Here is a 23,117-nt window from a genome sequence, read left to right on the forward strand (position 1 = left end):
GCGGCGCAGCCGGCGGGGCGGTGCCCGCCGGGGCGGCGGCAGGGCGACGGGTTCGCGTGCCCGGGCCCATCGCCCTGGGGCCCCACCCCGGGGCGGGTTGCGACGGCGGCAGGGCCGCGTGGGTGATCGGCCTGCCGGCGGGGGCCGGACGCCCTGCGTGTCAGCCGGGCCGACCGTGACCGCTCTGCGACCGTGTTCCACGGCCCGCTGTCGGACGAGCCGCACGCCGACCCGTTGATCAGACCCGAGGAGCCCCCTTGCCCCACCGGATGCCCGTTCTCCGGCTGACGGCGGTCGTCGTCGCCCTGCTCCTCGGGCTCTGCGCCTGCTCCAGCTCCGGCTCCGGAACGCGCCCGGCCGACTCGCACGGGAGCTCCCCGCCGGCCGACGTGGTGGCCGCGGGCGGACCGCTGGTCGGCAACCCCGCCCTCGTCGCCGACGAACAGTCCTGCGCGGCCGCCGAGGGCAACGCTCCGTGGTTCCCGACCATCGCCGCCTTCGAGGTCCACGACTCGAACCGGACGCACCTGTACGCGTGCGCGCACTTCCAGGGCGCCCCGTCGAACAACCAGGTCTACGCCTACAGCTCGCAGGAGGTCTACGCGACGCCGTACAACATCGTGGACCGCGGCCCCGACGAGCTCTACGTCTACGGCGGCGGCTACGGCGACGACCCGGGGGCCTCCGGCTCCTTCGTCTCACGGGTGGAACCCGGCACCTACAACGAGCTCTGGCGCCAGGTGCTCATCAACACCCACGCGACCGACGAATGGGACTACCCCGGTGTCCTGAACGTCCTGTCGGACGGCAGCCTGGTGGTCATCTACGGCTACCACATCGCCCGGATCGACCCGCAGACGGGCAAGGTCCTCGCCCGGACGACGCTCCCCACCGGACAGTCGGCTCCGCGCGACACCGCGTACAACGGCTACGACGCGCTCACCGACGGGACCATCGTCGCCAAGACCGTCAACCGCCAACCCGGTTGCACGGAGCAGGGTTTCAGCGCCTTCCTCAACTGCCCAGACCCGGCGGCCGTGCCGCCCTCGATCATGGTGGCGATCGACCCGAAGAGCCTCCAGGTGGTCTCCCAGGTCACCCTGCCCGAGATGATGGGCGGCCGCATCACCACGTCGGCGTTCAACGGCGCGCAGGATGTCTACCTGCCCGGAGCGACCAAGCTCTACCGCTACACCTACCAGAACAGCGCCTTCGCCCCCGACCCCTCGTGGGGGCCGGTTCCCTACCTCAAGGACGGGCAGACCGCCGCGTCCGCCATGGCCGTCATCAACGACTACGTCGTCGCATTGACCAACGGCGGGAAGCCGACCCCGACCCCGATGAGCGTCGTCGCCGTCTCCCAGAGCGACTCGACCAAGGTGGCGAACGTCCAGCCCTTCGCCGACAGCGGCAGCAAGAACAGCTTCATCCCGTCGATGGTCTCGGTCGACCCCGAGAACAACCGCGTCTACGCGATGGACGCGGGAGCGGGCAAGCTGGCCGGGATCGACCTGTCGAACGGCGCTCTGAACGTGGCCTGGACCCAGGACCAGACGACACTCAGCTTCACGACCCTGATCGGCCCCAAGGACCAGCGCGTCCTGATCGGAACCGACATCCCGGTGAAGTTCTTCCAGGGGCTCAAGAAGTACACCACCGAACAGGTCGTCTGGCGCAACGCCCAGAACGGCGCCGAGCTCGCCCGGTCCAGCCAGCTGCCCAAGATGACCCAGGGGATCCTGGTCACGCCCGGCTACGGCGCGCTCCAGTACTTCCTCAGCGCGGACGGCCACGTCACCGGCCTCCAGGTCGCACCGAAGCCCGCCTCGCCCTCGCCGTCCGCTCCCGGCAGCGCCTCGAAGTCGGCCTCCTCCGGGGTCCCCGGATCTCCCGCCTCCTCCGGGGTCCCCGGATCCCCAGCCTCCTCCGGGGCTCCCGGCTCTCCGGGCTCTCCCACCTCCCCCTGACGGGCAGCGGCCTCCGGCTGCCCGCTCACCCGATGGTGACGACCCGGGCCCACTCCGGCGGGGTCTCCGGCCGGTAGTCGGGGTCGTCCTCGTCGTAGCCGCTGGGGCGGGGGAAGAGGCCGACGACCGTGCGGCAGGGCGGGGCGGCGGAGGGCCAAGGGGTCTGGCCGTCGGTCAGGACCACCAGGACGTCCGGTCGGGGGGTGGAGCGCAGGGCGGTACGGAAGCCGGAGCGCAGGTCCGTGCCACCGCCGCCGAGCAGGGGGATGCCCGCCGTCCGGCACAGGGAGTGGACGGTCGGGGCGGCCGCGTCGCACGGGACCACGCGGACCTGGTCCCGGCGGCCGCCGACCGCCCGGCCGATGGCCGCGACCTCCAGCAGCGCACTGCCCAGCTCGTCGTCCGAGACCGACCCGGAGGTGTCGATGACCACCGCGACCCGCGGCGGCCGCCGCCGCAGGCTCGGCAGCAGCACGCCCGGCACCCCGGCCGAGCGGCGGGCCGGGCGGCCGTAGCTGTAGTCCTCGCCCGCGCCGGGGCCGGAGACCGCCGAGCGCATCGCCGCACCCAGCAACTGCCGCCAGGGCTGCGGCGGGTGGAAGGCCTCCTCGGCCCAGCGCTGCCAGCCCGCCGGGGCGTGGCCGGGGCGGCCCCGGATCCCCTCGGCGACCCGGAAGCGGACGGCGTCGCGCTCCTGCGCGGTCAGCCCGTGGGCGTCGTCGGGGCCCAGCTCCCATGGGCGGTCCGTGCCGTCGGCGCCGCTGCCGCAGTCCAGCCAGGCCGCGTCCAGGCTGCGCGGGTGGAACCGGTAGCCGCGCAGGTACTCCTCCATCAGCAGCCCCTGCGGCAGCAGCAGGCTGTCGGGCGTCAGGGCCCCCGCGGGGCGGAGCAGGCCGTCCCCGTACGCGTCGTCGTTGATCTCGCAGTCGGCGGCGATGTTCGTCCGCAGCTGTGCGGCCGGCCCCTCCAGGCCGAGTTCGCGGGCGATGCGCTCGCTGCGCCCGTGGTGGTCGCGCAGCAGGTGCGAGACCTCGTGGACCCAGACTCCGGCGAGCTCCTCCACCGGGGTGCGGTCGACGAAGACCGGCGAGGCGTAGCAGCGCCAGTACCGGTCCACCGCCATGGTCGGCACCTGCCGGGACTCCACCAGGTGGAGCGCGAACAGGGCGGTCGCCAGGTACGGCCGGGCCCGGGCGGCCTGCAGCCGGGCCGCGTACAGCTTCTCGAGGTCGAGTGCGACGGCCGCGCTGCTCATCGGCCCACCTGTCGCGACGGCCGCGCTGCTCATCGGCCCACCTGCCGAACCGACCGGGCGGCGAGTTCGGCAGCACGGGCGGCGGCGTCGTCGGCGCGACGGGAGAGAGCCAGCGCCGGGGCGAGCCGTTCGATGGACTCCGGCACGTCCCAGTCCTCCCGGCGCAGCGAGGCCAGCGTGGTGGCCGGGACGACCAGCAGGTCCGGCGCGCCGGTCTCCAGCGCCCGGGCCAGCAGCGCCCAGGCCGCGTCCCAGCGCTGCCGGGACGGTCGGTTGCGCACGGCAGCGACCACCCCGTCCAGCACCGCCTGGCGCAGGTCCCCGCGCTCGGGCAGCTCGGCGCCCGCCGGGTCGGCGAGCAGGTCCTCCGGGTCGGGCAGGTCCATCCGGTCCATGCTCGCCATCAGCTCCAGCCCCGGGCCGTCCCCGACGGTGCCCCGGACCAGCAGCGACAGCACCTCCCGGGCGGAGCCGGCGGCGGTGGCGAAGGCGATCAGCCGCAGCGCCATGTCCCAGCTGCGCGGGGACGGCCAGGCGCCGCCGCGCCGGGTCTCGGTGGTGGGCAGGCGGTGCACCAGCTCCGGGCGGGCGGCCAGCAGCCCGCACACCGCGCGCCGGGCGAGCGCGACGGCCTCCGGCAGCGCCTGCGGGTCCAGGCGGGGCAGGGTGGCCACCGGCCAGACCCCGCCGAGGCCCCGCACCACCACCTCGTGGTCGTGCACCCACTGCAGATGGACGAACCGGTTGGCCAGCGGCGGGCTCAGCTCCCAGCCGTCGGCCGCCGACGAGCGCGGGTTGGCGGCGGCCACGATCCTTACGCCGGGCGGGAGTTGCAGCGTGCCGATGCGGCGCTCCAGGACCAGCCGGAGCAGCGCGGCCTGGACGGCGGGCGGCGCGGTGGACAGCTCGTCCAGGAAGAGCAGTCCGCGTCCGGCCCGGACCAGCCGCACCGCCCAGTCCGGCGGGGCCATCGGAACGCCCTGCTGCGCCGGATCGTCGCCGACGATGGGCAGTCCGGAGAAGTCGGAGGGCTCGTGGACGCTGGCGATCACCGTGGTCAGTGGCAGCTCCAGCGCTGCGGCGAGCTGGTTGAGCGCGGCGGTCTTGCCGATGCCGGGCTCGCCCCAGAGCAGGACGGGCAGGTCGGCGGCGACGGCCAGGGTGAGGGCCTCCAGCTGGGTGTCGGCGCGGGGTTCGGTGGTGGTGTCCCCGAGCAGGTCGAGCAGCCGGCGGGCGACGTCGAGCCGGGCGGCTTCGGCGGCGGGGCAGGGCGCAGGTGCCGGTGCCGGTGCCGGTGCCGGTGCCGGTGCGGGCATGGTGCTGGGCATGGTCATGGTGCCGGGCATGGGTGATCACCTCAAGTGGTCTGGTACGGAGGGGTTTTCAGCGGCACGTGGCCGCTTGCGGCATCAGTGGTGGAGGGCGCGGCGGTGCGAGCGCGGGCAACCCGGGTGAGGCCGGCACCGGCGGAACGGAGGCGCGGGCGGACCGGAGGGGGTCAGGCCGGCCCGGTAGAGGCCGTAGGCGATCCGCCGCTGCGCGGCCGCCTCCAGCTCGTCCCGCAACAGGCCGTGGCGAAGCACCGCCTCGGGACCGAGCAGGCCCTCGACCACGGCCAGCGCCCCGGCGGTGTCGCCGTGGTCCAACCGCTCGCGGACACCGTCCAGTTCGTCCGGACGGACGTGCGCCAGGTCGATGGCCTGCAGGCAGGGCAACGGGGTGCCCGAGAAGGCAGTGAGCAGCGCCTCGCGGCGCAGCTCGGCCGGATCGTGGTCGAGCGGGGCGAGTACCCCGTCGACGAGGCCGATCCGGTGCCTCGCCCCTCGGCAGTGCACCAACCGCCGGTACTCGGGCAGAGCGCGCGGATCCGTCCCGGCCAGGTGCCCGGGCGCCAACGCGCCGGCCACCAGCGGGTGCAGGCGGTCCAGCTCGATCGCGCCACGGCTCAGTAGGCCGAGGTCGGGTGGCAGCCAGGTCGCCGCATCCGGCAGCAGGGGCAGCGCCGAGGTGTCCCCGGTGGCGTCCGCCACGGACCCGTCCGCCCCGAGGAGCAGTCGCCGCCGACGCCCGAGCCGCACGATGACCGGTCCGTCGGGGCGCCCCTCGGCACGCAGCAGCAGCGCGGCCTCGGCGGCCCACCGGTCGGCGGCGCAGCGCATCGTGGGACCGCCGACACCGGTGTCCGGTAGGGCCGTTGAAGGGTCGAACCCGGCGCGTTCGGCCAGCTCCCCGCTGCGCCCGGCGTCCCAGAGGTGCCGGTGCAGGTCGAAGCGGAACCGGCGGCTGGGGCGCGGACGCGGGTGCGGTGACCGTGACCGGCTGTCGCTGCCGCCGCCGGACCCGTCCCAGAGCGCCAGGGCGATCCGCTGGCCGTACTCCGCCCAGGCAGGAGGCGTACGGACCACCAGGTGCACCGGTCGCTCACCCGGATAGCGGGCCAGGGCCATGGTGAGCCCGGGGCGCAGCAGCCCGTCGGGTGCGGATCGCGGCAGGTGCCAGCGCAGCAAGTCCGGTGCGAGGCACCGGAGATCGGCGCGCAGCCGGTCGGCGAGCTCCCGGCCGTGGACGCGTGCGACGTCCCCGAGGCGGAAGTCGACCTCGACGTTGGCGGCGGCACACGCCCCGGCCCAGTCGCCGACGAGACGGCGGGCGGTGGCGGTCTCGATCATGGAGGGCGGCACGGCGTACTCGCGTACGCGCCGCCAGAAGGAGAGGCGGGAGTCGTTCCCGTTCGCGGTGGAAGTGAGCATCAGCACTCACTCTTCGCGGACGGGACCCCCATTCTGTGATCAGCGTGAGTGGTCATCGCCGGGGAGCATAGCGCCCGCTGCTGCCCGCTGCCACACCGTTTCGTCGGGCCAGGGCCGCGGACGCCCCGCGCGTGGGGGTGATGCCCGCGCAGGTGCAGACGCCCGCGCAGGTCGTAGACGCTCGCGTATGGAGCTGAGTGCGGAGGCCATGGTCGGCCGGCCCGCGGTGACGTTGACTGGTGGACACGAGGACGGACGCGAAGGGTCGGGATCCGGAGCGCGTCCGACGGCCAAGCCCCCGCGACCAGCCCCAAGCCCCCTGACCGGCCCGGAGTTTCGGGACCGGGGAGACCCGAAGGATCACGATCACCCATGCGCTCGAACCGGACCGCGACCCCTGCTTCCGCCACCGCTCCCCAGACCTTCACCGGCCTCACGCCGGACGGCTCGGCCTCGCCCTCCGCCGTGCCCGCCACGCGCAGCAAGGCCGCCGGGCCGCTCCTGGTGGGCGCCACCGTCGCGATGGGGCTGATGGCAGGGCTCTTCTTCGCCTTCGACGTGTCGGTGATGCCGGGTCTGGCGGCGGGCGACGACCGGACGTACGTGACGGCGATGCAGCACATCAACACGGCGATCCAGAACGGCATGTTCGGCCTGGTCTTCGTCGGAGCTTTCGTCGCGACGGGCATCGCGGCCTGGCTGCAGCACAAGTCGGGTCGTCGGCAGGCGGCGCTGTGGGCGGCGGTGGCGACGGCGCTGTACGTGGTGGCGCTGCTGGTGACGATGAGCGTGAACATCCCGCTCAACAACCAGCTGGCGGCGGCCGGTGACCCGTCGCAGATCACCGACTTCGCCGCTGTGCGGGCGAAGTTCGCCGACACCTGGGTGCCGGTCAACATGCTGCGCACCGCGCTGTGTACGGGTGGTCTGCTGGCGCTGACCCGTTCCCTGGTGCTGCACGGACGCTCCGGGCGCTGACCGAACCGGCGGCCCGAGCCGCCGCCCGGGACGCCGCCCGGGACGCCGAACGAACCGCGGCCGAGACGCCGAACGAACCGCGCCCGGGACGCCGAACGAACCGCCGCCGAGACGCTGAACTGATCTGCAAGGCACCGAACGTGGCGCCCCCGACCGATCCCGTCGGGGGCGCTTCGGCGTGCCCGGTCAACCCGCCGGGCGGCTGGCCGGATCCGTCCGCTTCCGCCCTCCGGCGGGTCGCGGGGGCCGGGTTGTCGGAGCAGACTGGCCGGTGGCACCGGTGTTCCGACCGCAGGGGGCAGGCATGTCCGTACGACCCGTCAGGCGCAGGACAGTTGGAGGGCTCCGGACCGCGATCGGCACGCTCGCCGTCGCCTTGGCCGCGGGCACGGCGGTCACCCTGCCCGCCGCACCCGCGGAGGCGGCCGACGGCAGGGGCGGCAAGGTCGTCTACCTGACCTTCGACGACGGCCCGAGCCCGGCCTACACGCCCAAGGTCCTCGCGACCCTCGCCCGCTACGGGGTGCGCGCGACCTTCTTCGAGATCGGGCAGAACGTCGCGGCTCACCCCTCGCTCACCGCGCAGGTCGCCAAGCAGGGCCACAGCGTGCAGAACCACTCGTGGTCCCACCCGGACCTGCGCAAGCTCTCCGGCTCGGCGCTCGACTCCCAGGTGGGCAACACGGATCGGGTGATCCGTGCCCAGACCGGCCGCACCCCGACCTGCCTGCGCCCGCCGTACGGTGCGGTCAACGCCACGGTGCGCTCGCGCGCGGCGGCGCTCGGCAAGCAGGTCGTGCTCTGGTCGGTGGACCCGGCGGACTGGTCGCGTCCGGGGACGGCCGCCATCCGCTCGCGGGTCCTGAACAACGTCCGCCCGGGCTCGGTGATCCTGCTGCACGACGGCGGGGGCGACCGCAGCCAGACGGTGGCCGCGCTGCCGGCGATCATCTCCACCCTGAAGGCGCGCGGGTACGGCTTCGCCACCCTCTGCGGTTGAGCCCGCCCCGGCCGGCGTCGGCGGAACGGTCTCCGAACGCCCCGGTCAGCTCTGCCCGTTGAGGACGAGCGCCCAGACGAGGAAGCCCAGGGCGGCCGTGCAGAGCAGGGCGCGCAGTACGTTGAAGCGCACCCAGCGGGTTTCGAAGCGGCCGCGCACGCCCGCCGGATCGGCGATCCGCGGCGGCGGCCCGGCGGCGGCGAGTTCGTCGTTCAGCGGGATGTTGACCCAGCGGGTGATCCCGATCATCGCGACGTACAGCGCCAGCGCGGCGACGGTCGTGGGCAGCACGCGGTGCCCGTCCGAGGGCAGGTGCAGGGCGACCGCGGCCGCTGTGGTCAGGAACGCGCCGACGAAGCCGAGGAAGAACCAGCCGTTCAGGATCGCCACGTTGACGCGCTGCATGACCTCGATGAAGGCTCGGTCGTCGACCCTCGCGAGCGCGGGCATGACCGAGCAGGCGTAGGCGTAGAACAGTCCGGCGGTCAGTCCGCAGGTGACGGTGGCCGCCACCAGGACGAGCGTGCGTGCCGTTTCCATCGTCGTGAGCCCCTCACTTCTCGCTGTCGGTTCCGCGATTCCCCAAGAGCCTCTCAAATGACTGGACGTCAAACCATGTCCATTCCTCTACGCTTGCTATCATGGACACTCTGACGGGGCTCCTCGACGGCCCCAAGGCCCGCGGTGCGTTCCTGCTGCGGTCGATCCTCACCCCGCCGTGGTCGCTGCGGATCGAGGACGGGGCTCCGCTCGCGGTGGTGACGACGGTCCGCGGCGACGCGTGGATCCTGCCCGAGCGGGGCACGCCACTGCTGCTGCACCCCGGGGACGTGGCGATCGTGCGCGGCCCGGAGCCGTACACCGTCGCGGACGACCCGGACACACCGGTGGACGTGGTCGTCGGCCCGGGGCAGGTCTGCACGAAGGGCGGGGCGGACGTCTCCGAGGCGATGTCGCTCGGCGTGCGGACCTGGGGGCGGGGCCGCGAGGGCGACCAGGGCGCCTCGGTGATCCTCTCCGGCACCTACCAGGGCGAGCACGAGATCGGCCGGCGCCTGCTCGCCTGCCTGCCCTCCCTGCTGGTCCGCCCGGCCGGCACCGGCGCCGACGACACCCTGGTGCACCTGCTGGCGGCCGAGATGGGGCGCGACGAGCCCGGTCAGGAGCTCGTCCTGGACCGCATCCTCGACCTGCTGGTGGTCTCGGTCCTGCGTTCCTGGCTCGCCGCCCCCGACTCCGGTGCCCCCGCCTGGTACCGCGCCCAGCACGACCCGGTGGTCGGCCCGGTCCTGCGGTTGATGCACGACGACCCGGCCACCGGCTGGACGGTCGCCGAACTGGCCCGGCGGGTCGGCGTCTCCCGGGCCGGGCTGGCCCGCCGCTTCACCGCCCTGGTCGGCGAGCCGCCGATGGCGTACCTCGCGGGCTGGCGCCTGGCCGTCGCCGCGGACCTGCTGCGCGAGCCCGAGTGCACCATCGCGCACGCCGCCCGCAAGGTCGGCTACAGCAATGCCTTCGCCCTCTCGGCGGCCTTCAAGCGGGTGCGCGGCGTCAGCCCGCAGGAGCACCGCCGCCTCGTCGCCACCGGCACCCCGCCGCAGGCGGTGGGCCTCCCGGACCCGGCGCAGACGGTGATCCTGGCGGGCTGAGCCCGACGAGTGATGCCCAGCGCCGATAGTGTTTTCCCGTTTGCCTAAACCATTTAGGTGATCCCATACTGGCTGTAGCGCGCCGGCTGCGGCGCACCGGTCTGTGGCGCGCCGGCCGTAGTGCACCGGCGCTGCGGCAGCGGCATGGGAGGAAGCACATGGCACGGGCAGGGCTGACCGTCGACCGCGTGGTCGTCGCGGGCGCCGAACTCGCCGACGAGGTCGGGTTCGAGCAGGTCACCGCGGCCGCACTGGCCCGGCGTCTGGGTGTCCAGACCGCCAGCCTGTACTCCCACGTCAAGAGCTCCCAGGACCTCAGGACCCGGATCGCCCTGTACGCCCTCGAGGAGCTCGCCGACCTCGTCGCCGACGCCCTCGCCGGGCGTGCGGGCCGCGACGCGCTCGGCGCCTTCGCCGACGCCTACCGCGACTACGCGCTCCGCCACCCCGGCCGCTACGACGCCACCCGCCTGCGCCTGGACGCCGAGACGGCCACCGCCAGCGCGGGCGTCCGGCACGCCCAGATGGCCAGGGCGATCCTGCGCGGCTATGACCTCACCGAGCCCGAGCAGACCCACGCGGTCCGCATGCTCGGCAGCGTCTTCCACGGCTACATCAGCCTCGAGACGGCCGGGGGCTTCAGCCACACCGCCGTCGACCCACGGCAGTCCTGGGACTGGATCATCGACTCCCTGGACACCCTGCTGCGCGCGGGCGGAGCGCGTACCACCACCTGAACTCCCGTACGGAGTAGGACAATTCTCCTCCCCGTGCGACGACCCGAAGAAGCGTCATGACCACGATCTCCACCCCCGTCACCGAAGACCTCCTGCACGGCCACCTGGACGTCGAGCGCACCCGCCGCGGCCTGCTGCCGCACCGGCTGCCCGCCCGCGCCCGCCGGCAGATACCCGACGAGCAGCTCGCGATGGCCGAGTCCCAGCCGTCCGGCGTGCGCCTGGTCTTCCGCACCCGCGCCACCGCGGTCACCCTGCACGCGGTCCCCACCAAGCGCGCCTACCCGGGTGTGCCGGACGTCCCGGATGGGGTCTACGACCTGCTCGTGGACGGCGTCCTGGCGGCCCAGGCGTCCGTGCCCGGCGGCCACCTGCGCACCGTCGACCTCGCCACCGGGCGCTTCGAGCTCGTCGAAGGCCCGTGCGGCAGCGCGCAGTTCACCGGCCTGCCCGCGCGGGACAAGACCGTCGAGATCTGGCTCCCGCACACCGAGACCACCGAGCTGGTCGCCCTGGAGACGGACGCACCGCTGCAGGCCGTTCCATCGGGTGCGCGCAAGCGCTGGGTGCACCACGGCAGTTCGATCAGCCACGGCTCCAACGCGGCCCACCCGACCGGCACTTGGCCCGCGCTGGTGGCGGCCGGCGCCGGACTCGACCTGGTGAACCTGGGCTTCGGCGGCGGCGCCCTGCTCGATCCCTTCACCGCGCGGGCGATCCGCGACACCCCCGCCGACCTGATCAGCCTCAAGCTCGGCATCAACCTCGTGAACACCGACGCGATGCGGCTGCGCGCCCTCGCCCCGGCGGTGCACGGCTTCCTGGACACGGTCCGCGAGGGCCACCCGACCGTGCCGCTGCTCGTCGTCTCCCCGCTGCTGTGCCCGATCCACGAGGACACCCCCGGCCCGCTCGCCCCCGACTTCAGCACCGGCACCCTGCGTTTTCGGGCCACCGGCGACCCGGCCGAACGGGCCGCCGGCCGCCTCACCCTCACGGCCGTCCGCGAGCAACTGTCCGGCATCGTCGCCCAACGCCGCGCCGAGGGCGACCCCGCCCTGCACTACCTGGACGGCCTCTCCCTCTACGGCCCGTCCGAGCACGACACCCACCCCCTCCCCGACGGGCTCCACCCCTCCCCGCAGGCCCACCGCCTCATCGCCGAGCGCTTCACCGACCTGGCCCTCGCCCCGGGCGGTCCGCTGGCGCCCTGACCATGCGCAGCCGGCCGGGGCCCGTCGAAGGGGCCCCGGCCGGTGAGCCCGACCACTGTGCGGTCGGGCGCTCGACAGCGAGGCACCGAAGCGGTGCACCACCACCGTCGAACTGTGTATCAACCCTCTGAACTGCGGGTCAGTTGAGGGCGGCGAGCGCGGCGTTGTAGTCGGGCTCGTCGGCGATCTCGGGGACGAGCTCGGTGTGCAGGACGGTGTTGTTCTCGTCGAGGACGATGACGGCGCGCGCGGTGAGGCCGGTCAGGGGACCGGTGTTGATGGCGACGCCGTAGGTGTGGTGGAAGTCGCTTCCACGGAGGGTGGAGAGGGTCTTGACGTTGTCGATGCCCTCGGCGCCGCAGAAGCGGGCCTGGGCGAAGGGCAGGTCGGCGGAGATGCACAGGACGACGGTGTTGTCGAGTGCGGCCGCCTGGGTGTTGAAGGTGCGGACCGAGGTCGCGCAGGTGGGGGTGTCGATGCTGGGGAAGATGTTGAGGACCTTGCGGGCCCCGGCGAAGTCATCGAGCGTGGTGTCGGCGAGTCCGGCGCCGACGAGGTTGAACGCGGGCGCCTGGCTGCCGGTGGCGGGCAGCGAGCCGCCGACCTCAATCGGGTTCCCCTTCAGCGTGACCTGAGCCATGGAGTGCCTCCTACCAGTGGTGTACGGGTGTGCAACGCCGCCGATCCTACTGCCCGCCCCTGCCGGTGCCAGCCCGCCGACCACGGGCTGGACAGCGCTGCCCCGTGCGGTGGGGGCTCCGGTGCCGGGCGCGGTCGAGTGTCCCTGTTCGGGGGCGTGGTCCAGGGCGGCGTGGTGGTGGGTCAGGGGGTGGGTGTGGCGGTGTGCCAGGTGGTTTCGTAGTACGCGAGGTGGGCGTCCTGGTGGGTGAGGTGCATGCCGCCGGCGGTCATGACGTGCCGGGAGGCGGTGTTGGCGAGGTGGGTGTCGCCGCGGACGCGGGTGGCGCCGAGGTCGCGGGCCAGGGTGAGCAGGGCGCGCAGGGCTTCGGCCGCGTAGCCGTGGCCGCGGACCGAGGGGATCAGGCCGTAGCCGATGGTGACGATGCCGTGCGGGTCGGCGGGGCCGTGGAATCCGGCGCCGCCGATCGCGTGGCCGTCGGTGCGGCGGCGGATCTCGTAGGCACCGAACGGACCGGTTGTGCCGGTCTGTGCGTACACCTCCAGGAAGCGGCGGGCACCGGCGGTGTCGGCGTCCGTGGGGTAGCCGTCCTCCCAGCGGTCGTCGTCTCCGGGTGCGGCTGCTGCGATGCGCCGGGCGAGCGCGGGGTCGAGGGGTCGCAGGATGAGGCGGTGCGTCACGAGGTCGTCCATACCGCTGTCGTAGCAGCCCGAGCCGGTCTCGTGCACCCGGAATCCGGGTCTGCGTGCGGGCTCGTGTTCCTCGTTCGGGCGGGCCCGGTTACGTGCCCGTGCCCGTGTCCGTGCCCGTGCCCGTGTCCGTGTCCGGGGCGGTGGCCGGTCGGGGGAGGGGGAACCGGACGCCGGTGAGGTGTTCGGAGAGGTCCCACAGGCGGGTGGCGGTGGTGAGGTCGGTGGCGCGGGGGGCGAGGGGGACTCGGGTGGGGTTGCCGCGCAGTTCGGCGACGCCGTCGGGGCCGTAGAGGTGGCCGGCGTGGGCGTGGGGCGAGGCGGCCGCGTAGAGCTGGGGCAGGGCGCCCTGTTCGGGGGTCTGGGCGAGGGGGCGCAGGAGGCGGCCGTAGAGGAGCCGTACGGCGGGGACGGGGGTGGCGGTCTGCAGGGTGGTGGCGGTGTAGCCGGGGTGGGCGAGGACGCTGCGCACCGGGCTGCCGGCGTGGGTGAGGCGGCGGTGGAGTTCGTGGCCGAAGAGGGCGTTGGCGAGTTTGGACTGGTTGTAGCGGTCCATGGCGGAGTAGGCGCGTTCGGCGGCGGGGTCGTCGAAGTGGATGCGGGCGCGGCGGTGGTTGGCGGAGGTGACGGTGACGACCCGGGGGTCGCGGCCCCGGGCGAGGAGGTCGAGCAGGTGGGCGGTGAGGGCGAAGTGGCCGAGGTGGTTGGAGGCGAGCTGGAGTTCGTGGCCGCGGGGGGTGAGGGTCCGCGGGGGTGCGAGGACGCCGGCGTTGTTGACGAGGACGTCGGGGCGGGGGCCGTGGGTGCGCAGGTGGGCGGCGAAGGCGCGGACGGAGGCGGGGTCGGTGAGGTCGAGGCGGTGGACGTGCGGGGGCGGGGCGTCGGGGTGGCGGGCGGCGAGGTCGGCTGCGGCGCGGCGGCCTTTGGCCTCGTCGCGTACGGCGAGGACGAGGTGGGCGCGTTTGCGGGCGAGGGCGTGGGCGGTGGCCAGGCCCAGTCCGCCGGTGGCTCCGGTGATGACGATGACCCGGCCGTCCTGGTCGGGGATGTGGTCGGCGGTCCAGTTGCTTCGACTCATACGGCTCACGGTGCCCCTCGTGTCACCAAGTGTCAAGCATGTCCTTCTGTGGCGTGCGTGGCGCGGGGGTTAGGATGAGCCGGTGACCTCCCCTGCCACTTCTGCCGCCTCCGCTGCCCCCGCCGCCCCTGCTGTCACGCTGGCCGAGCGCAAGCGCCTGCTCGTCGCCGACGAGCTGACCCGGGTGGCGCTGGAGCTGCTGGCGGACGGGGGCTTCGACGCCGTGACGGTGGACGAGATCGCGGCGGCCGCGGGCGTGTCGAAGCGGACGTTCTTCCGGTACTTCGCGTCCAAGGAGGACGTGGTCGTCCGGTTCCTGGCCGGGCTGGGCGCGGCGATGCGCGAGGAGCTGGCGCGCCGTCCGGCGGCCGAGCCGCCGTCGGTGGCGCTGCGGCACGCGGTGTGGTGCTCCGTGGCGGCGTGTGCCGGGTACGAGGAGCGCGCCCGGCGGGTGGTGCGGCTGGTCCTCGCCACGCCGGCCCTGCTGGCCCGCTTCCTGGAGCGTCAGGCGCAGTGGCGCGACGCGCTCGCCGGGGAACTCGCCGCGCGCCTGGAGCTGGATCCGGCGGCGCTCTACCCGCAGCTGGCCGCGGACATGGCGCTGTCGGCCTTCCATGCGGTGCTGCAGCGCTGGAGCGGCGCGGGGGATGCTGCCGGGGGCGCCGGGAGCGCTGCGGGTGCTGCGGGCGCTGTGGATGCCGCGGAGCTGACGGACCGCGCCTTCGCCGTCATCGCGCCGGCCCTGGACGCCGTCGTGGGCACCCCGTCCCCCTGACTGCCCCCGGTTCTGCGCTCCGGGCCCCGCGTGCTCGTCAACACCACCGCCCCGCGGCGGTCCGGCCGGGAGCCAGGGTCGCCGCGGGGCGGTGGTGCCGATCGTCACCGGCCCGTGCGGCCGGGGGGTGCTCAGTTGAGGACGACGACGTCGGTGCGCATCGGCAGCGGGCTGCCCCAGCCGATGCTGATCTTGAACGTCACCACGCCGTTGCCGGGAGCGATGCTCGACACCTGGAACGGCGCGGCCCCGACGAACCGGGCGCCGGCGGAGTTGATCTCGCTGGCCGTGACGACGACCGTCGAGTCGGCCCCGATGACGGCCCAGGGGATCTGGAGGTTGAAGGTCCCGTTGCCGGGGGTCCACGTCCACCACCCCCGCCACACGGCGCCGACGTTGCCGCCGATCGCCGCGAGGCCCTGTTCGTGGTCGGCGGGCTGTGAACGGTCCGCGATCCGCGGCACCTCGGAGGCGGAAGACTGGGCTGCGGCCATGACGGCTCCCCTCGCGCCGGGAGAGCTCCCACGAGCTCTCCGTATACGATGAGTGTCCGACAATGAGCGTAGCGTCACAATCACTCGTGCGAGTGAACCTTCGGCGCGTCGCCCGCTCCGTCACCCCGGCCCGGGCCTCCTGCGCCCATGGTCCGCACCTTTCTCCGCGTCGCGGTCCGCGTCCTGCTCGGAGGTCCGGTTCGAGGGCCGGACCTTATGGTGGGGCGGTGACTCCCAACCCCCGTCGGCGGGGCGTGTCCGGGGCCCGTCCCGGCGGGCCGTCGGGCCGGCGCCCGGTCCTCCCGGAGGGGGCGCCCGGCGATCGGAATGTCGTCACACCCGAGGAGGTCTGGTGAGGATCAATCTGACGAGCATCTTCGTCGACGATCAGGACAAGGCCCTGCGCTTCTATACCGAGGTGCTGGGGTTCGTGAAGAAGACCGAGGTCCCCTTGGGCGGTCACAGCTGGCTGACCGTGGTCTCGCCCGAGCAGCCCGACGGCACCGAGCTGGTGCTGGAGCCTGACCGGCATCCCGCGGCGAAGGCCTATGTGACGGCCCTGGTCGCCGACGGAATCCCGGCGACGTCCTTCGCGGTGGACGACGTGCACGGCGAGTACGAGCGGCTGCGCGCGCTGGGCGTGCGCTTCACCCAGGAGCCGCTCGCCATGGGGCCGGTGACCGCCGCCATCCTGGACGACACCTGCGGCAACCTCATCCAGATCGCCCAGTACCACTAGGTTCCGCCCGGCCGGTCGGCCTCGCCCCGGGGCCGGCTCCGTCCGAATGAGGCCCTGGGCGGCAAAGGACTCACCCCGGTCGTGAGAGCATCGCCCGGTGCGCCGACTGACAGTCCTGGGAACCAGTGCCGCCTACCCCGAAGCGGGCCGCGCCGCCAGCGGCTTCCTCCTCGAGTACGACGGCTACCGCCTCGTCCTCGACCTCGGTTACGCCACCTTCCCCCGCCTGCTCCACCACACCGGCCCCGACGGACTCGACGGCGGCGGCCTGGACGCCGTCGTCATCACCCACGCGCACCCCGACCACTGCGCCGACCTCAGCGCCCTGTGCCGTGCCCGCTACTTCACCACCCCCCGGCCGCCGCGTCTGCCCCTGTACTGCCCGCCGGACGTCGTGGAACGCGTCCAGGCGATGGAGCCCACCGAGGACCTCCGCGACGTCTTCGACATCCACACCCTGCCCGCAACCGCCGCCGCGTCGGTGCACCGGCTCGGCCCGCTGCGCCTGGAGACCGCCGTCCTGCCGCACCACGTCCCCCACGCGGGCGTGCGCCTCACCGCCCCGGGCCTCACGCTCGCCTACAGCGGCGACGCGGGTCCCTCCCCGGCCCTGGCCGGCCTCGCCGCCGGCGCCGACCTGTTCATCGCCGGCGCCACCGTGTGCGGCACCGATCCGGACGACCCGTACCTGCTGAGCGCCGCCCAGGCCGGACACTGGGCCGCACGTGCCGGCGCCGCCCGCCTGATGCTCACCCACTTCTGGCCCGGCACCGACCGCACCCTCCCCCTCGCCGAGGCCCGCCGCACCTACGGAGGCGACGTCATCGCCGCGGAGGAGGACCTGCACCTGCCCCTGTAGGAGCCCCCGGGGTCCAGGGGTACGGGTGCGCCTCCCTGGCCGTCACCCCAACTGCCGCCGGGCCACCGGCCCGGACCGGCCCGACTGCTGCTCACCCGCTCCCGCCGCGCACAGGAGGTCGGCCGGATCGACTTCCTGTGCTGGTGGTTGACGCACCGGGCGGGTGGGGTGTCAGGGGGTGGGAAAGGTCGGGCGGGTGGCGGGGCGGAGGCGGAAGGAGAGGGCTTCCATCAGGCGCTTGCGCTGGGTCTTCTGCACCGCGGCGATCCGCCAGTGCCCGTCCGGGTCGCGTACCACCGTGTAGGTGGCGAGCTTGCCCAGGCGCTTCGGGTGCCCCTTGTGGACCTCTCCGCGTGCCACGACCACTGCCGTGTCCGGGCCGAGGAAGCGCAGCTCCACCACCTCGGTTGTCAGCTGTGTGCCCTTGAGGAAGCTGTCGAACAGCGCCTGGTGTGCCCGCCCGATCTCCGCGGCACCCCGGTAGAGGGTGCCGGCGAAGGTCACGTCGGTGGCGTCGGCGGTGAACTGTGCGCCGTACGCGGCGCCGTCGCCGCGCCCCCAGGCCTCGGCGCTGCGCGCCAGCAGGGCGCGGACCTCGGCGGCGTCGGCGTCGCGGGTGGTGTCGTTCGCGGTGTCGGTCGCGGGCATGGGGATCCCCCTCCGTGGTAGCTTCTCCAGTAAAGAAGCTTCTTTGAAGATTTCTCTTCCTTGAGGAAGAGATTAGGAAGGGGGGATCCCCGTGTCAACGCCCGAGACACCCGCAACGCCCGCAGCGCCCGCGGCGGCGGCGAGTGAGGTCTATCGGCGTTACCTGAGCGCGGTCATGTTCCATGGCCACGCCGGGGCCCGGGCCGTGGGTCTGGGTGCCACCGACCTGTACGCGCTGAACATCCTCGAGCTCTCCGGCGCCATGACCCCCGGCGAGCTGTCCGCCCGCACCGGGCTGACCACCGGCCCCACCACGCGCCTGATCGACCGTCTGGAGCAGGCCGGCTACGTGCGCCGCACCCCCGACGCCGCCGACCGACGCAAGGTCGTCGTCGAGCCGCTGGGTGCCCCCGCCGCCCTGGACGAGGTCCTGGCCCCCGCCCGCCGCAGCATCGGCGCCGTCATCGCCGGCTACACCCCCGAGCAGCGCGAGGTCCTCTTCGACTACTTCGCCCGCGCCGCCGACGCCTACCGGGAGGCCGCCGAGCAGCTGCGCGACGCCTGACGGTGGAACGCCGCACTCGGGGACATCGACGAATCGCTCAGCGACGACCCGCCCGTCGGCCTGTTCTACGGCCTCACGGCCGCGCCCGTGGCGGAGCCACGTCCCCCCGTCCCGTCCGGCCGTCGGGCAGAGCGTCCGCCGGCGCCACGGCGCACCGGCATCGGCCCCGCCGGCTCAGTTGAACGGCGGCTGCGGCCTCGGCGTACGCGGGGAGGACGTTGGCGATCACGTTCACGACGTTCATGCCGCTTTCCGCTCCCGCGCCGTCCCCAGACTGCTGCGGTGGCATCACTTCGTTCATGATCTGACCCTCGGTCAATCATCCGACGGAGCACATCCTTGCGCGGGATGCCGCTGATCGGCGCGGGTTTGGCCGAAGGTGGCCTGGGCGACTGCCTGCGACGTTGTCGCGGATCTCCGGCGGCACTCGCAGGTATCCGAGAAGAGGACCGACTCGATCGAGACCCGATCGGACTCGAACGGTTGTCGCCCGTTTCCTGTCGCGGGGTTCGCTCGTTGGGCCGGGATAGCACCCGATCGGGTACCCGATTCCAGTCATGATGGAGCCTCCCGTGCGGATTTCCGACATCGAACGCTGCGAGGTCCGGCCCGGACGGCTCGTCGAGTTCACGCTCAGTCCGGCGACGGTGGCGGCGGCCGCCGCACTGCCGGAGGACGTCCGGCCCCCGGCGTACATCCAGGAGTCACACATCCGCACGGCGCGATCGGTGGCGGACGACGGCCTGTCCGTCCCGACCTGGCTCGGCACGGCGTTCGACCTCCCGGAGCAGGTCGATCTCGACCTGCTGCAGGGGGCGCTGCAGGCCTGGACGCTCCGGCACGAGACGCTGCGCAGCGGCTTCCGCTGGACCGGCCCCGGCGGCGACGAGCTGCGCCGGTTCACGCTCGACGCCGACGCGGTGTCGCTGCACCGCACGGAACTCGGCGACTTCGCCGATCCGGCGGACCTGGTCCGGTGCCTGCGGGAGCGCTTCGACGCGGGCGCCAACGCGCTCGGCTGGCCGAACTTCGTCTACGCGGCGGTCGTCCGGCCCGACTCCACCAGCGTGTACACGGCCTTCGACCACAGCAACGTCGATGCCTACTCCCTCCAGCGTCTGCCCGCCGAGATCAGCGAGCTGTACGCGGCGGGGAGGGCGGGCCGCGTCGCGGCGTGCGCCCCGCCAGGCAGCTACGTCGACTTCTGCGAGCTGGAGCGGGCGGACGCGGACCGGATCGACGGCACCCACGCGATCGTGTCCCGCTGGCGGGAGTTCATCCGCCGCTGCGACGGGAGGCTGCCCGCCTTCCCCGTCGATCTCGGGCTGGAGCCGGGCGCCGGGCTGCCCACCCAGCGGCTCGCGCGCGAGATGCTCGTGGACGCGGATGCCGCCGCCGCGTTCGAGACGTACTGCCGGCCGTACGGGGGTTCCCTGGTCGGGGTGCTGGCGGCCACGGGCCTGATCGTCCAGGAGATCGGCGGTGTGTCCGTCTACCGCACGGTGGTGCCGTTCCACACCCGGACGAAGTCCCGCTGGTCGGACTCCGTGGGCTGGTACGTCGGCGGAGCACCGATCGAGGTTCCGCTGACACCCGGGCTGGACTTCCCCGGCGCCTTGGCGGCCGTACGCAACGAACTGCGCGCCAACCGTTCGCTCGCCCGGCTGCCCCTGGCCCGGGTGCTGCGGCTGCTCGGCACGGACTTCCGCCCCACCTCGCCGGACCTGTACTCGATCGTCTCCTTCATCGACACCCGGGACCTGCCCGACTCCGAGCTGTGGACCGAGCGGACCGCCTACGGACTGGTCAGGGTGTCCTACGGCGACCAGGTGTGCGCGTGGGTCAACCGGCTGCACGAGGGCCTGTGGTTCGCCAGCCGCCACCCGGACACCGAGATCGCCGGCAAGAACATGCGCCTGTACGTCGAGCGGCTGCGGGACATCGTCATCTCGGCGGCACGTCAGCCATGACCGGCGGTCAGCGCCGCCGTAGCCGCGCCGGCCGGTGCATTCCAGGCGATCGCCCGCGTGCGGAGGGTCCTGTGGCCGACTTCGCTGTAAGGCTGCTGACCTGCTAATATTCTTCTCGTCGCGAGGGAGATGATTCCTCGTCAGGCGTCAGCGGTGCTACCAGAGCACGTCCTACTTTCAGTAGGAAGAGTCCGTGCGACCCGGGCCTGGCGCTCCACTCAGGCGAGGCCGAGTACCCACCCGGGTACTCGGCCTCGCTGGCGTTCGCGGGTCGGCCGCGGGTCAACCGCGGCAGCCGCCGGAGCCGCCCGTCGGCTCGTGATGCGGCCGCCCGGGGAGCACCGCGTCCAGTTGCTCCTCCACCCTGCCGAACTCGCCGCTCCGGTAAATCGACTCGGCGCTGGACTCTCCCACAGGGGGAGAGTCCACCATGAGGGGCGTGCGCGACGAACTTCTCACCATCGGGCGCTTCGCCCGCCTGTGCCGCCTCAGCGTGAAGCAGCTACGGCACTACGACGACGTGGGGCTGCTGGCTCCCGTCCGCGTGGACGTCGGCTCCGGCTACCGCTGTTACGCACCCGAGCAGGCGCGTGACGCGCTGACCATCGCCCTGCTGCGCGAGATGGACCTTCCCCTGGCCGTGATCGCCCGGGCACTGGCTGCCGGGCCCGAGCGCAGGGCGGGGATCCTGCGTGCCGAGCGGGACCGGCTGGCCGAGCGGATCCGCAGGGACCAGGTCAGGCTGGAGATGTTGGAGCGGCTGGCAGAGGGCGGTCTGCCCGGCTACGAGGTGACCCTGGGCAGGGAACCGGAGCGACGGCTGGCGGTGCGGCGAGCGGTCTGCACCCCTGCGGAGATCGGGACCGGGGTCGGGGAGTGCGTGGGCCGGCTGCTGCCCGCGCTCGGTACGGCGGGCATCGCCTGGGAGCCGCCGTTGTGGGGGCCGTACCCGCTGGACCTGGAGGAGCGGGTGGAGACTTCCGGGCCAGGGGTGGTGCGGTGGGCTTCCACGAGGGCGGCCAGGGCTTCGCGTGCGGGTTCGGCGAGGGCGGCGGGGAGCTTGCCGAGGGTTTCGGCCGCTTCGGCGGTGGTGTAGGGGCGTCCGGGAGCAGGCAGTCGGCGAGCAGGAGGACGAGTCCGGTGTGGTCGCCGCGCCAGGAGCGGATCAGGTCCCAGGTGATGGCGATGGCGTCGTAGCGGGTGGCCGCGTCGGGGCTGCGGAGTTGGGCGGTGAGCAGGGCGCTGCCCTCCGCGGCCGAACCCGTCAACCGTCTTGGGAACGACCACGAGCAGCTCTGTCCGGCCCCACCCCGGAGGCCGCTTTCAGGGGTCGCCGTCGACTGCCGCTGCCGCGTGTGTCGTGGAGAATCCGCGTTTCGCCGGCCGCTTACCGCACCGGCGCGCTACGTTGGCGGCTGCCGACTGTGGGGAGAACCGTCGACATGACCATCGACCAGGCCGCCCTCGGCCGCGCGGTGAGCGCAGTTGCCGCCGCCGCGCACGCCGATGACGTGGCCGCGCTGTACCGGGCCGTGATGCCGCCGGCAGGAACCGACACACCACCGGCCGAGGCCACGGCCTGGTTCGGGACGCTCCTGATCCACCTGGCATTCACGGCGGCGACCGCTTCGAAGCTTGAATCGGGCTGCCCCCGGGACGTCGTCTCGGAGTGGATCGGGCGGGAGCTGGGCCCGCCGCCCACCCCGGCACTGCTGCGTGCCGCGGACCCCGGCCGCATCGACCACGTCGAAGCCGTGAGCGCCGCAGCGGACTACTCCCGCTACCACGAGTACGCCGTCGACCTGGTCCGGGTGGGCCTGACCGACCCGGACCAGGAACCCGACGGGCGAGGCGTCGACGCCCACTGCGCGGTGACGAACGACAAGGACGCGCGGATCACCGTGATGGCGATGCTCGGCCGTCTCATCCCCGTTCCCGGCGATCGAGAGTGACCTTGCCGCTCCGGAAGCAACAGGGGGCATCGGACCGCCACCGGGCTCGCGGCGACCGTCCGTGCTCGCAGAGCGGTGCAGGCGTGGCGGTGCTACGACATGCGCTTCGTCCCATTCCTCCTGCACGCCCTGTCGGGCACTGACCAGGACATGCACGACCTGCTCGACCGGCCGAACGAGCCGGTCCGGAGAAGTGCCGGCCAGGGTGGCTGCGCGGAGCGGCCGTCTCGTGGGCGTCAAGCCTGAACCGAACGAGGCGAGTGGGGCCGCTGCCCCCGACCCCGCCCGCCACGCCGCCAACTACCCGATGACCGCCCGCAACCGCCCTGGCTGGCCAAGCGCCACCTGCCCGCCCCGCTGGTGCCGGACCACCTCACCTCCTGGGCCGCCTACACCCTGCTGCGCCGGCCACACCCTGCTGCGCCGCCCGCCGATGGACGGGCTGAAGGCGTGGTGGGCCGGGTTCGTCGAGGGCATCCGGGTGCCGTGTCCGCCGCACCGTGCTCCACCGCATCGGATGGCCAAGCTGGGTCGGCCCCCGGTGTTCTGAGACCGGCCTTCCTAGGCTGTTGCCCGCTGGACACGGTAGCTCCAGCGGGTGAGTGACCTGACGATGGTTTCGGCACCGATGGGGTTGGCGCTGTGGACGAAGACAGCTCCGATCCGGAAGGGCTGTCCGTTGAAGGCGGCTTCTTCCAGGAGACTCACTACCGGCATGATGGTGTCGTCGCCACCGAGATCGTGGTCGAGCCACAGCTCGTCGATGAAGCCGTCGCGGTGCTCTTCCAGAAGCTGGACACCTTCGCGGCTGGTGCGGGCGATCCGCGTGGCCCGGGGAAGGGGGCGGAGGTCGTCTATGCCGAGGACGACGGGTACCGGCGAGGTGGGGGCTTCTTTCACTCGGTGATTGTCACAGCAGGAGAGCGCGATAGCCACGGAGTATTGAGGCCCTGCCGGGCGCGCCGTGCCACGTCAAGGTGAGGCAGCGGGCTCCTGCTGATCCGTCATGAGTGGGGCAGAGCCCGTCCAAGGCCCTTGGGGGGCGTCGACCTGGACCTGAGTGGTGGATTCGCGGCAGTACAGGGGCAGGCCTGTCGGTTCGGAGCAGGGAAGGACGGCCACCGGGCGATCTGGACGGACGAGGCCTGACGGCCGGCC

23 protein-coding genes are annotated in these 23,117 nt (G+C 73.3%); 13 read left to right on the plus strand and 10 right to left on the minus strand.

The genetic code is table 11. The annotated features are described in order from the left end of the window. Positions 1-257: 257 nt before the first annotated feature. Positions 258-1,967 carry a hypothetical protein gene (locus ACZ3TI_RS07600; RefSeq protein ID WP_465724467.1) on the plus strand — a complete coding sequence of 570 codons (1,710 nt, stop codon included), beginning with the start codon at positions 258-260 and terminating at the stop codon, positions 1,965-1,967. A gap of 25 nt (positions 1,968-1,992) precedes the next feature. Here the strand turns inward: ACZ3TI_RS07600 and ACZ3TI_RS07605 are convergent, their stop codons facing one another. The 3 genes from ACZ3TI_RS07605 to ACZ3TI_RS07615 form a co-directional block, all read right to left on the minus strand. Beyond that, complete coding sequence (locus tag ACZ3TI_RS07605; RefSeq protein WP_465724468.1) at positions 1,993-3,222, minus strand: vWA domain-containing protein; 1,230 nt, start codon at positions 3,220-3,222, stop codon at positions 1,993-1,995. Positions 3,223-3,251: 29 nt separating this feature from the next. Then, positions 3,252-4,550, minus strand: a complete 1,299-nt coding sequence (locus ACZ3TI_RS07610) for an AAA family ATPase (protein WP_465724903.1) — start codon at positions 4,548-4,550, stop codon at positions 3,252-3,254. A gap of 81 nt (positions 4,551-4,631) precedes the next feature. Then, the gene (locus ACZ3TI_RS07615) at positions 4,632-5,972 is read right to left on the minus strand and encodes a hypothetical protein (protein ID WP_465724470.1); all 1,341 of its coding nucleotides are present in this window, start codon (positions 5,970-5,972) and stop codon (positions 4,632-4,634) included. Positions 5,973-6,344: 372 nt separating this feature from the next. Between ACZ3TI_RS07615 and ACZ3TI_RS07620 the strand changes: the two genes are divergently transcribed. After that, on the plus strand, positions 6,345-6,950 hold the full coding sequence (locus ACZ3TI_RS07620; protein ID WP_465724472.1) for an anthrone oxygenase family protein: 606 nt from the start codon (positions 6,345-6,347) through the stop codon (positions 6,948-6,950). Positions 6,951-7,254: 304 nt separating this feature from the next. After that, complete coding sequence (locus ACZ3TI_RS07625; RefSeq protein ID WP_465724474.1) at positions 7,255-7,950, plus strand: polysaccharide deacetylase family protein; 696 nt, start codon at positions 7,255-7,257, stop codon at positions 7,948-7,950. Positions 7,951-7,995: 45 nt separating this feature from the next. Here ACZ3TI_RS07625 and ACZ3TI_RS07630 read toward each other — a convergent pair whose 3' ends face one another. Beyond that, entirely contained in the window at positions 7,996-8,490 is a 495-nt protein-coding gene (locus tag ACZ3TI_RS07630; protein WP_465724476.1) for an anthrone oxygenase family protein, read from the minus strand. A 101-nt stretch (positions 8,491-8,591) separates the two neighbouring features. Between ACZ3TI_RS07630 and ACZ3TI_RS07635 the strand changes: the two genes are divergently transcribed. The 3 genes from ACZ3TI_RS07635 to ACZ3TI_RS07645 all read left to right on the plus strand — a co-directional run bounded on the left by ACZ3TI_RS07635 (position 8,592) and on the right by ACZ3TI_RS07645 (position 11,550). After that, on the plus strand, positions 8,592-9,599 hold the full coding sequence (locus ACZ3TI_RS07635) for an AraC family transcriptional regulator (RefSeq protein WP_465724478.1): 1,008 nt from the start codon (positions 8,592-8,594) through the stop codon (positions 9,597-9,599). A 158-nt stretch (positions 9,600-9,757) separates the two neighbouring features. Next, the gene (locus ACZ3TI_RS07640; protein ID WP_465724480.1) at positions 9,758-10,336 is read left to right on the plus strand and encodes a TetR/AcrR family transcriptional regulator; all 579 of its coding nucleotides are present in this window, start codon (positions 9,758-9,760) and stop codon (positions 10,334-10,336) included. A 56-nt stretch (positions 10,337-10,392) separates the two neighbouring features. After that, the gene (locus tag ACZ3TI_RS07645) at positions 10,393-11,550 is read left to right on the plus strand and encodes a GDSL-type esterase/lipase family protein (RefSeq protein ID WP_465724482.1); all 1,158 of its coding nucleotides are present in this window, start codon (positions 10,393-10,395) and stop codon (positions 11,548-11,550) included. 139 nt (positions 11,551-11,689) lie between these two features. On the opposite strand, the gene tpx is transcribed toward ACZ3TI_RS07645, so the two are convergent. The 3 genes from tpx to ACZ3TI_RS07660 all read right to left on the minus strand — a co-directional run bounded on the left by tpx (position 11,690) and on the right by ACZ3TI_RS07660 (position 13,957). Beyond that, a complete protein-coding gene (tpx, locus tag ACZ3TI_RS07650) occupies positions 11,690-12,190 on the minus strand; it encodes a thiol peroxidase (protein ID WP_465724484.1) in 501 nt (166 codons plus the stop codon). A gap of 182 nt (positions 12,191-12,372) precedes the next feature. After that, the gene (locus tag ACZ3TI_RS07655) at positions 12,373-12,882 is read right to left on the minus strand and encodes a GNAT family N-acetyltransferase (RefSeq protein ID WP_465724486.1); all 510 of its coding nucleotides are present in this window, start codon (positions 12,880-12,882) and stop codon (positions 12,373-12,375) included. Positions 12,883-12,970: 88 nt separating this feature from the next. Next, a complete protein-coding gene (locus tag ACZ3TI_RS07660) occupies positions 12,971-13,957 on the minus strand; it encodes an oxidoreductase (protein ID WP_465724488.1) in 987 nt (328 codons plus the stop codon). An 82-nt stretch (positions 13,958-14,039) separates the two neighbouring features. Between ACZ3TI_RS07660 and ACZ3TI_RS07665 the strand changes: the two genes are divergently transcribed. Beyond that, the gene (locus ACZ3TI_RS07665) at positions 14,040-14,732 is read left to right on the plus strand and encodes a TetR family transcriptional regulator (RefSeq protein ID WP_465724490.1); all 693 of its coding nucleotides are present in this window, start codon (positions 14,040-14,042) and stop codon (positions 14,730-14,732) included. A 131-nt stretch (positions 14,733-14,863) separates the two neighbouring features. Here the strand turns inward: ACZ3TI_RS07665 and ACZ3TI_RS07670 are convergent, their stop codons facing one another. Continuing rightward, entirely contained in the window at positions 14,864-15,226 is a 363-nt protein-coding gene (locus tag ACZ3TI_RS07670; RefSeq protein WP_465724492.1) for a hypothetical protein, read from the minus strand. A 352-nt stretch (positions 15,227-15,578) separates the two neighbouring features. Between ACZ3TI_RS07670 and ACZ3TI_RS07675 the strand changes: the two genes are divergently transcribed. Together ACZ3TI_RS07675 and ACZ3TI_RS07680 are read left to right on the plus strand one after the other, a co-directional pair. Next, positions 15,579-15,965, plus strand: a complete 387-nt coding sequence (locus ACZ3TI_RS07675) for a VOC family protein (RefSeq protein WP_465724494.1) — start codon at positions 15,579-15,581, stop codon at positions 15,963-15,965. A gap of 97 nt (positions 15,966-16,062) precedes the next feature. Next, positions 16,063-16,824 carry an MBL fold metallo-hydrolase gene (locus ACZ3TI_RS07680; RefSeq protein WP_465724496.1) on the plus strand — a complete coding sequence of 254 codons (762 nt, stop codon included), beginning with the start codon at positions 16,063-16,065 and terminating at the stop codon, positions 16,822-16,824. A gap of 171 nt (positions 16,825-16,995) precedes the next feature. Here the strand turns inward: ACZ3TI_RS07680 and ACZ3TI_RS07685 are convergent, their stop codons facing one another. Beyond that, positions 16,996-17,472 carry an SgcJ/EcaC family oxidoreductase gene (locus ACZ3TI_RS07685; RefSeq protein ID WP_465724498.1) on the minus strand — a complete coding sequence of 159 codons (477 nt, stop codon included), beginning with the start codon at positions 17,470-17,472 and terminating at the stop codon, positions 16,996-16,998. A gap of 175 nt (positions 17,473-17,647) precedes the next feature. Here ACZ3TI_RS07685 and ACZ3TI_RS07690 point away from each other — a divergent pair, with 175 nt between their 5' ends. The 4 genes from ACZ3TI_RS07690 (at position 17,648) to ACZ3TI_RS07705 (ending at position 21,959) form a co-directional block, all read left to right on the plus strand. After that, a complete protein-coding gene (locus ACZ3TI_RS07690; protein WP_465724500.1) occupies positions 17,648-18,037 on the plus strand; it encodes a MarR family winged helix-turn-helix transcriptional regulator in 390 nt (129 codons plus the stop codon). Between the two features lie 572 nt (positions 18,038-18,609). Further along, positions 18,610-20,007: a condensation domain-containing protein gene (locus ACZ3TI_RS07695; RefSeq protein ID WP_465724502.1), complete on the plus strand. Its 1,398-nt coding sequence runs from the start codon at positions 18,610-18,612 to the stop codon at positions 20,005-20,007. 439 nt (positions 20,008-20,446) lie between these two features. Next, positions 20,447-21,103 (plus strand): MerR family transcriptional regulator, encoded by a 657-nt coding sequence (locus ACZ3TI_RS07700; RefSeq protein ID WP_465724505.1) that lies wholly within the window; start codon positions 20,447-20,449, stop codon positions 21,101-21,103. Positions 21,104-21,449: 346 nt separating this feature from the next. Continuing rightward, positions 21,450-21,959 carry a hypothetical protein gene (locus ACZ3TI_RS07705; protein WP_465724509.1) on the plus strand — a complete coding sequence of 170 codons (510 nt, stop codon included), beginning with the start codon at positions 21,450-21,452 and terminating at the stop codon, positions 21,957-21,959. Between the two features lie 561 nt (positions 21,960-22,520). Here ACZ3TI_RS07705 and ACZ3TI_RS07710 read toward each other — a convergent pair. Next, positions 22,521-22,859: a cyclic-phosphate processing receiver domain-containing protein gene (locus ACZ3TI_RS07710; protein WP_465724511.1), complete on the minus strand. Its 339-nt coding sequence runs from the start codon at positions 22,857-22,859 to the stop codon at positions 22,521-22,523. Positions 22,860-23,117 lie beyond the last annotated feature (258 nt).

The sequence above is a fragment of the Kitasatospora sp. NPDC023120 genome, from assembly GCF_055560835.1.

Bases quoted from the DNA above. Each gene is read 5' to 3' on its own strand.
- ACZ3TI_RS07605 (WP_465724468.1), bottom strand. From the start codon at position 3,222: ATGAGCAGCGCGGCCGTCGCACTCGACCTCGAGAAGCTGTACGCGGCC.
- ACZ3TI_RS07610 (WP_465724903.1), bottom strand. From the start codon at position 4,550: ATGCCCAGCACCATGCCCGCACCGGCACCGGCACCGGCACCGGCACCG.
- ACZ3TI_RS07615 (WP_465724470.1), bottom strand. From the start codon at position 5,972: ATGCTCACTTCCACCGCGAACGGGAACGACTCCCGCCTCTCCTTCTGG.
- ACZ3TI_RS07620 (WP_465724472.1), top strand. From the start codon at position 6,345: ATGCGCTCGAACCGGACCGCGACCCCTGCTTCCGCCACCGCTCCCCAG.
- ACZ3TI_RS07625 (WP_465724474.1), top strand. From the start codon at position 7,255: ATGTCCGTACGACCCGTCAGGCGCAGGACAGTTGGAGGGCTCCGGACC.
- ACZ3TI_RS07630 (WP_465724476.1), bottom strand. From the start codon at position 8,490: ATGGAAACGGCACGCACGCTCGTCCTGGTGGCGGCCACCGTCACCTGC.
- ACZ3TI_RS07635 (WP_465724478.1), top strand. From the start codon at position 8,592: ATGGACACTCTGACGGGGCTCCTCGACGGCCCCAAGGCCCGCGGTGCG.
- ACZ3TI_RS07640 (WP_465724480.1), top strand. From the start codon at position 9,758: ATGGCACGGGCAGGGCTGACCGTCGACCGCGTGGTCGTCGCGGGCGCC.
- ACZ3TI_RS07645 (WP_465724482.1), top strand. From the start codon at position 10,393: ATGACCACGATCTCCACCCCCGTCACCGAAGACCTCCTGCACGGCCAC.
- tpx (WP_465724484.1), bottom strand. From the start codon at position 12,190: ATGGCTCAGGTCACGCTGAAGGGGAACCCGATTGAGGTCGGCGGCTCG.
- ACZ3TI_RS07655 (WP_465724486.1), bottom strand. From the start codon at position 12,882: ATGGACGACCTCGTGACGCACCGCCTCATCCTGCGACCCCTCGACCCC.
- ACZ3TI_RS07660 (WP_465724488.1), bottom strand. From the start codon at position 13,957: ATGAGTCGAAGCAACTGGACCGCCGACCACATCCCCGACCAGGACGGC.
- ACZ3TI_RS07670 (WP_465724492.1), bottom strand. From the start codon at position 15,226: ATGGCCGCAGCCCAGTCTTCCGCCTCCGAGGTGCCGCGGATCGCGGAC.
- ACZ3TI_RS07685 (WP_465724498.1), bottom strand. From the start codon at position 17,472: ATGCCCGCGACCGACACCGCGAACGACACCACCCGCGACGCCGACGCC.
- ACZ3TI_RS07690 (WP_465724500.1), top strand. From the start codon at position 17,648: ATGTTCCATGGCCACGCCGGGGCCCGGGCCGTGGGTCTGGGTGCCACC.
- ACZ3TI_RS07705 (WP_465724509.1), top strand. From the start codon at position 21,450: ATGACCATCGACCAGGCCGCCCTCGGCCGCGCGGTGAGCGCAGTTGCC.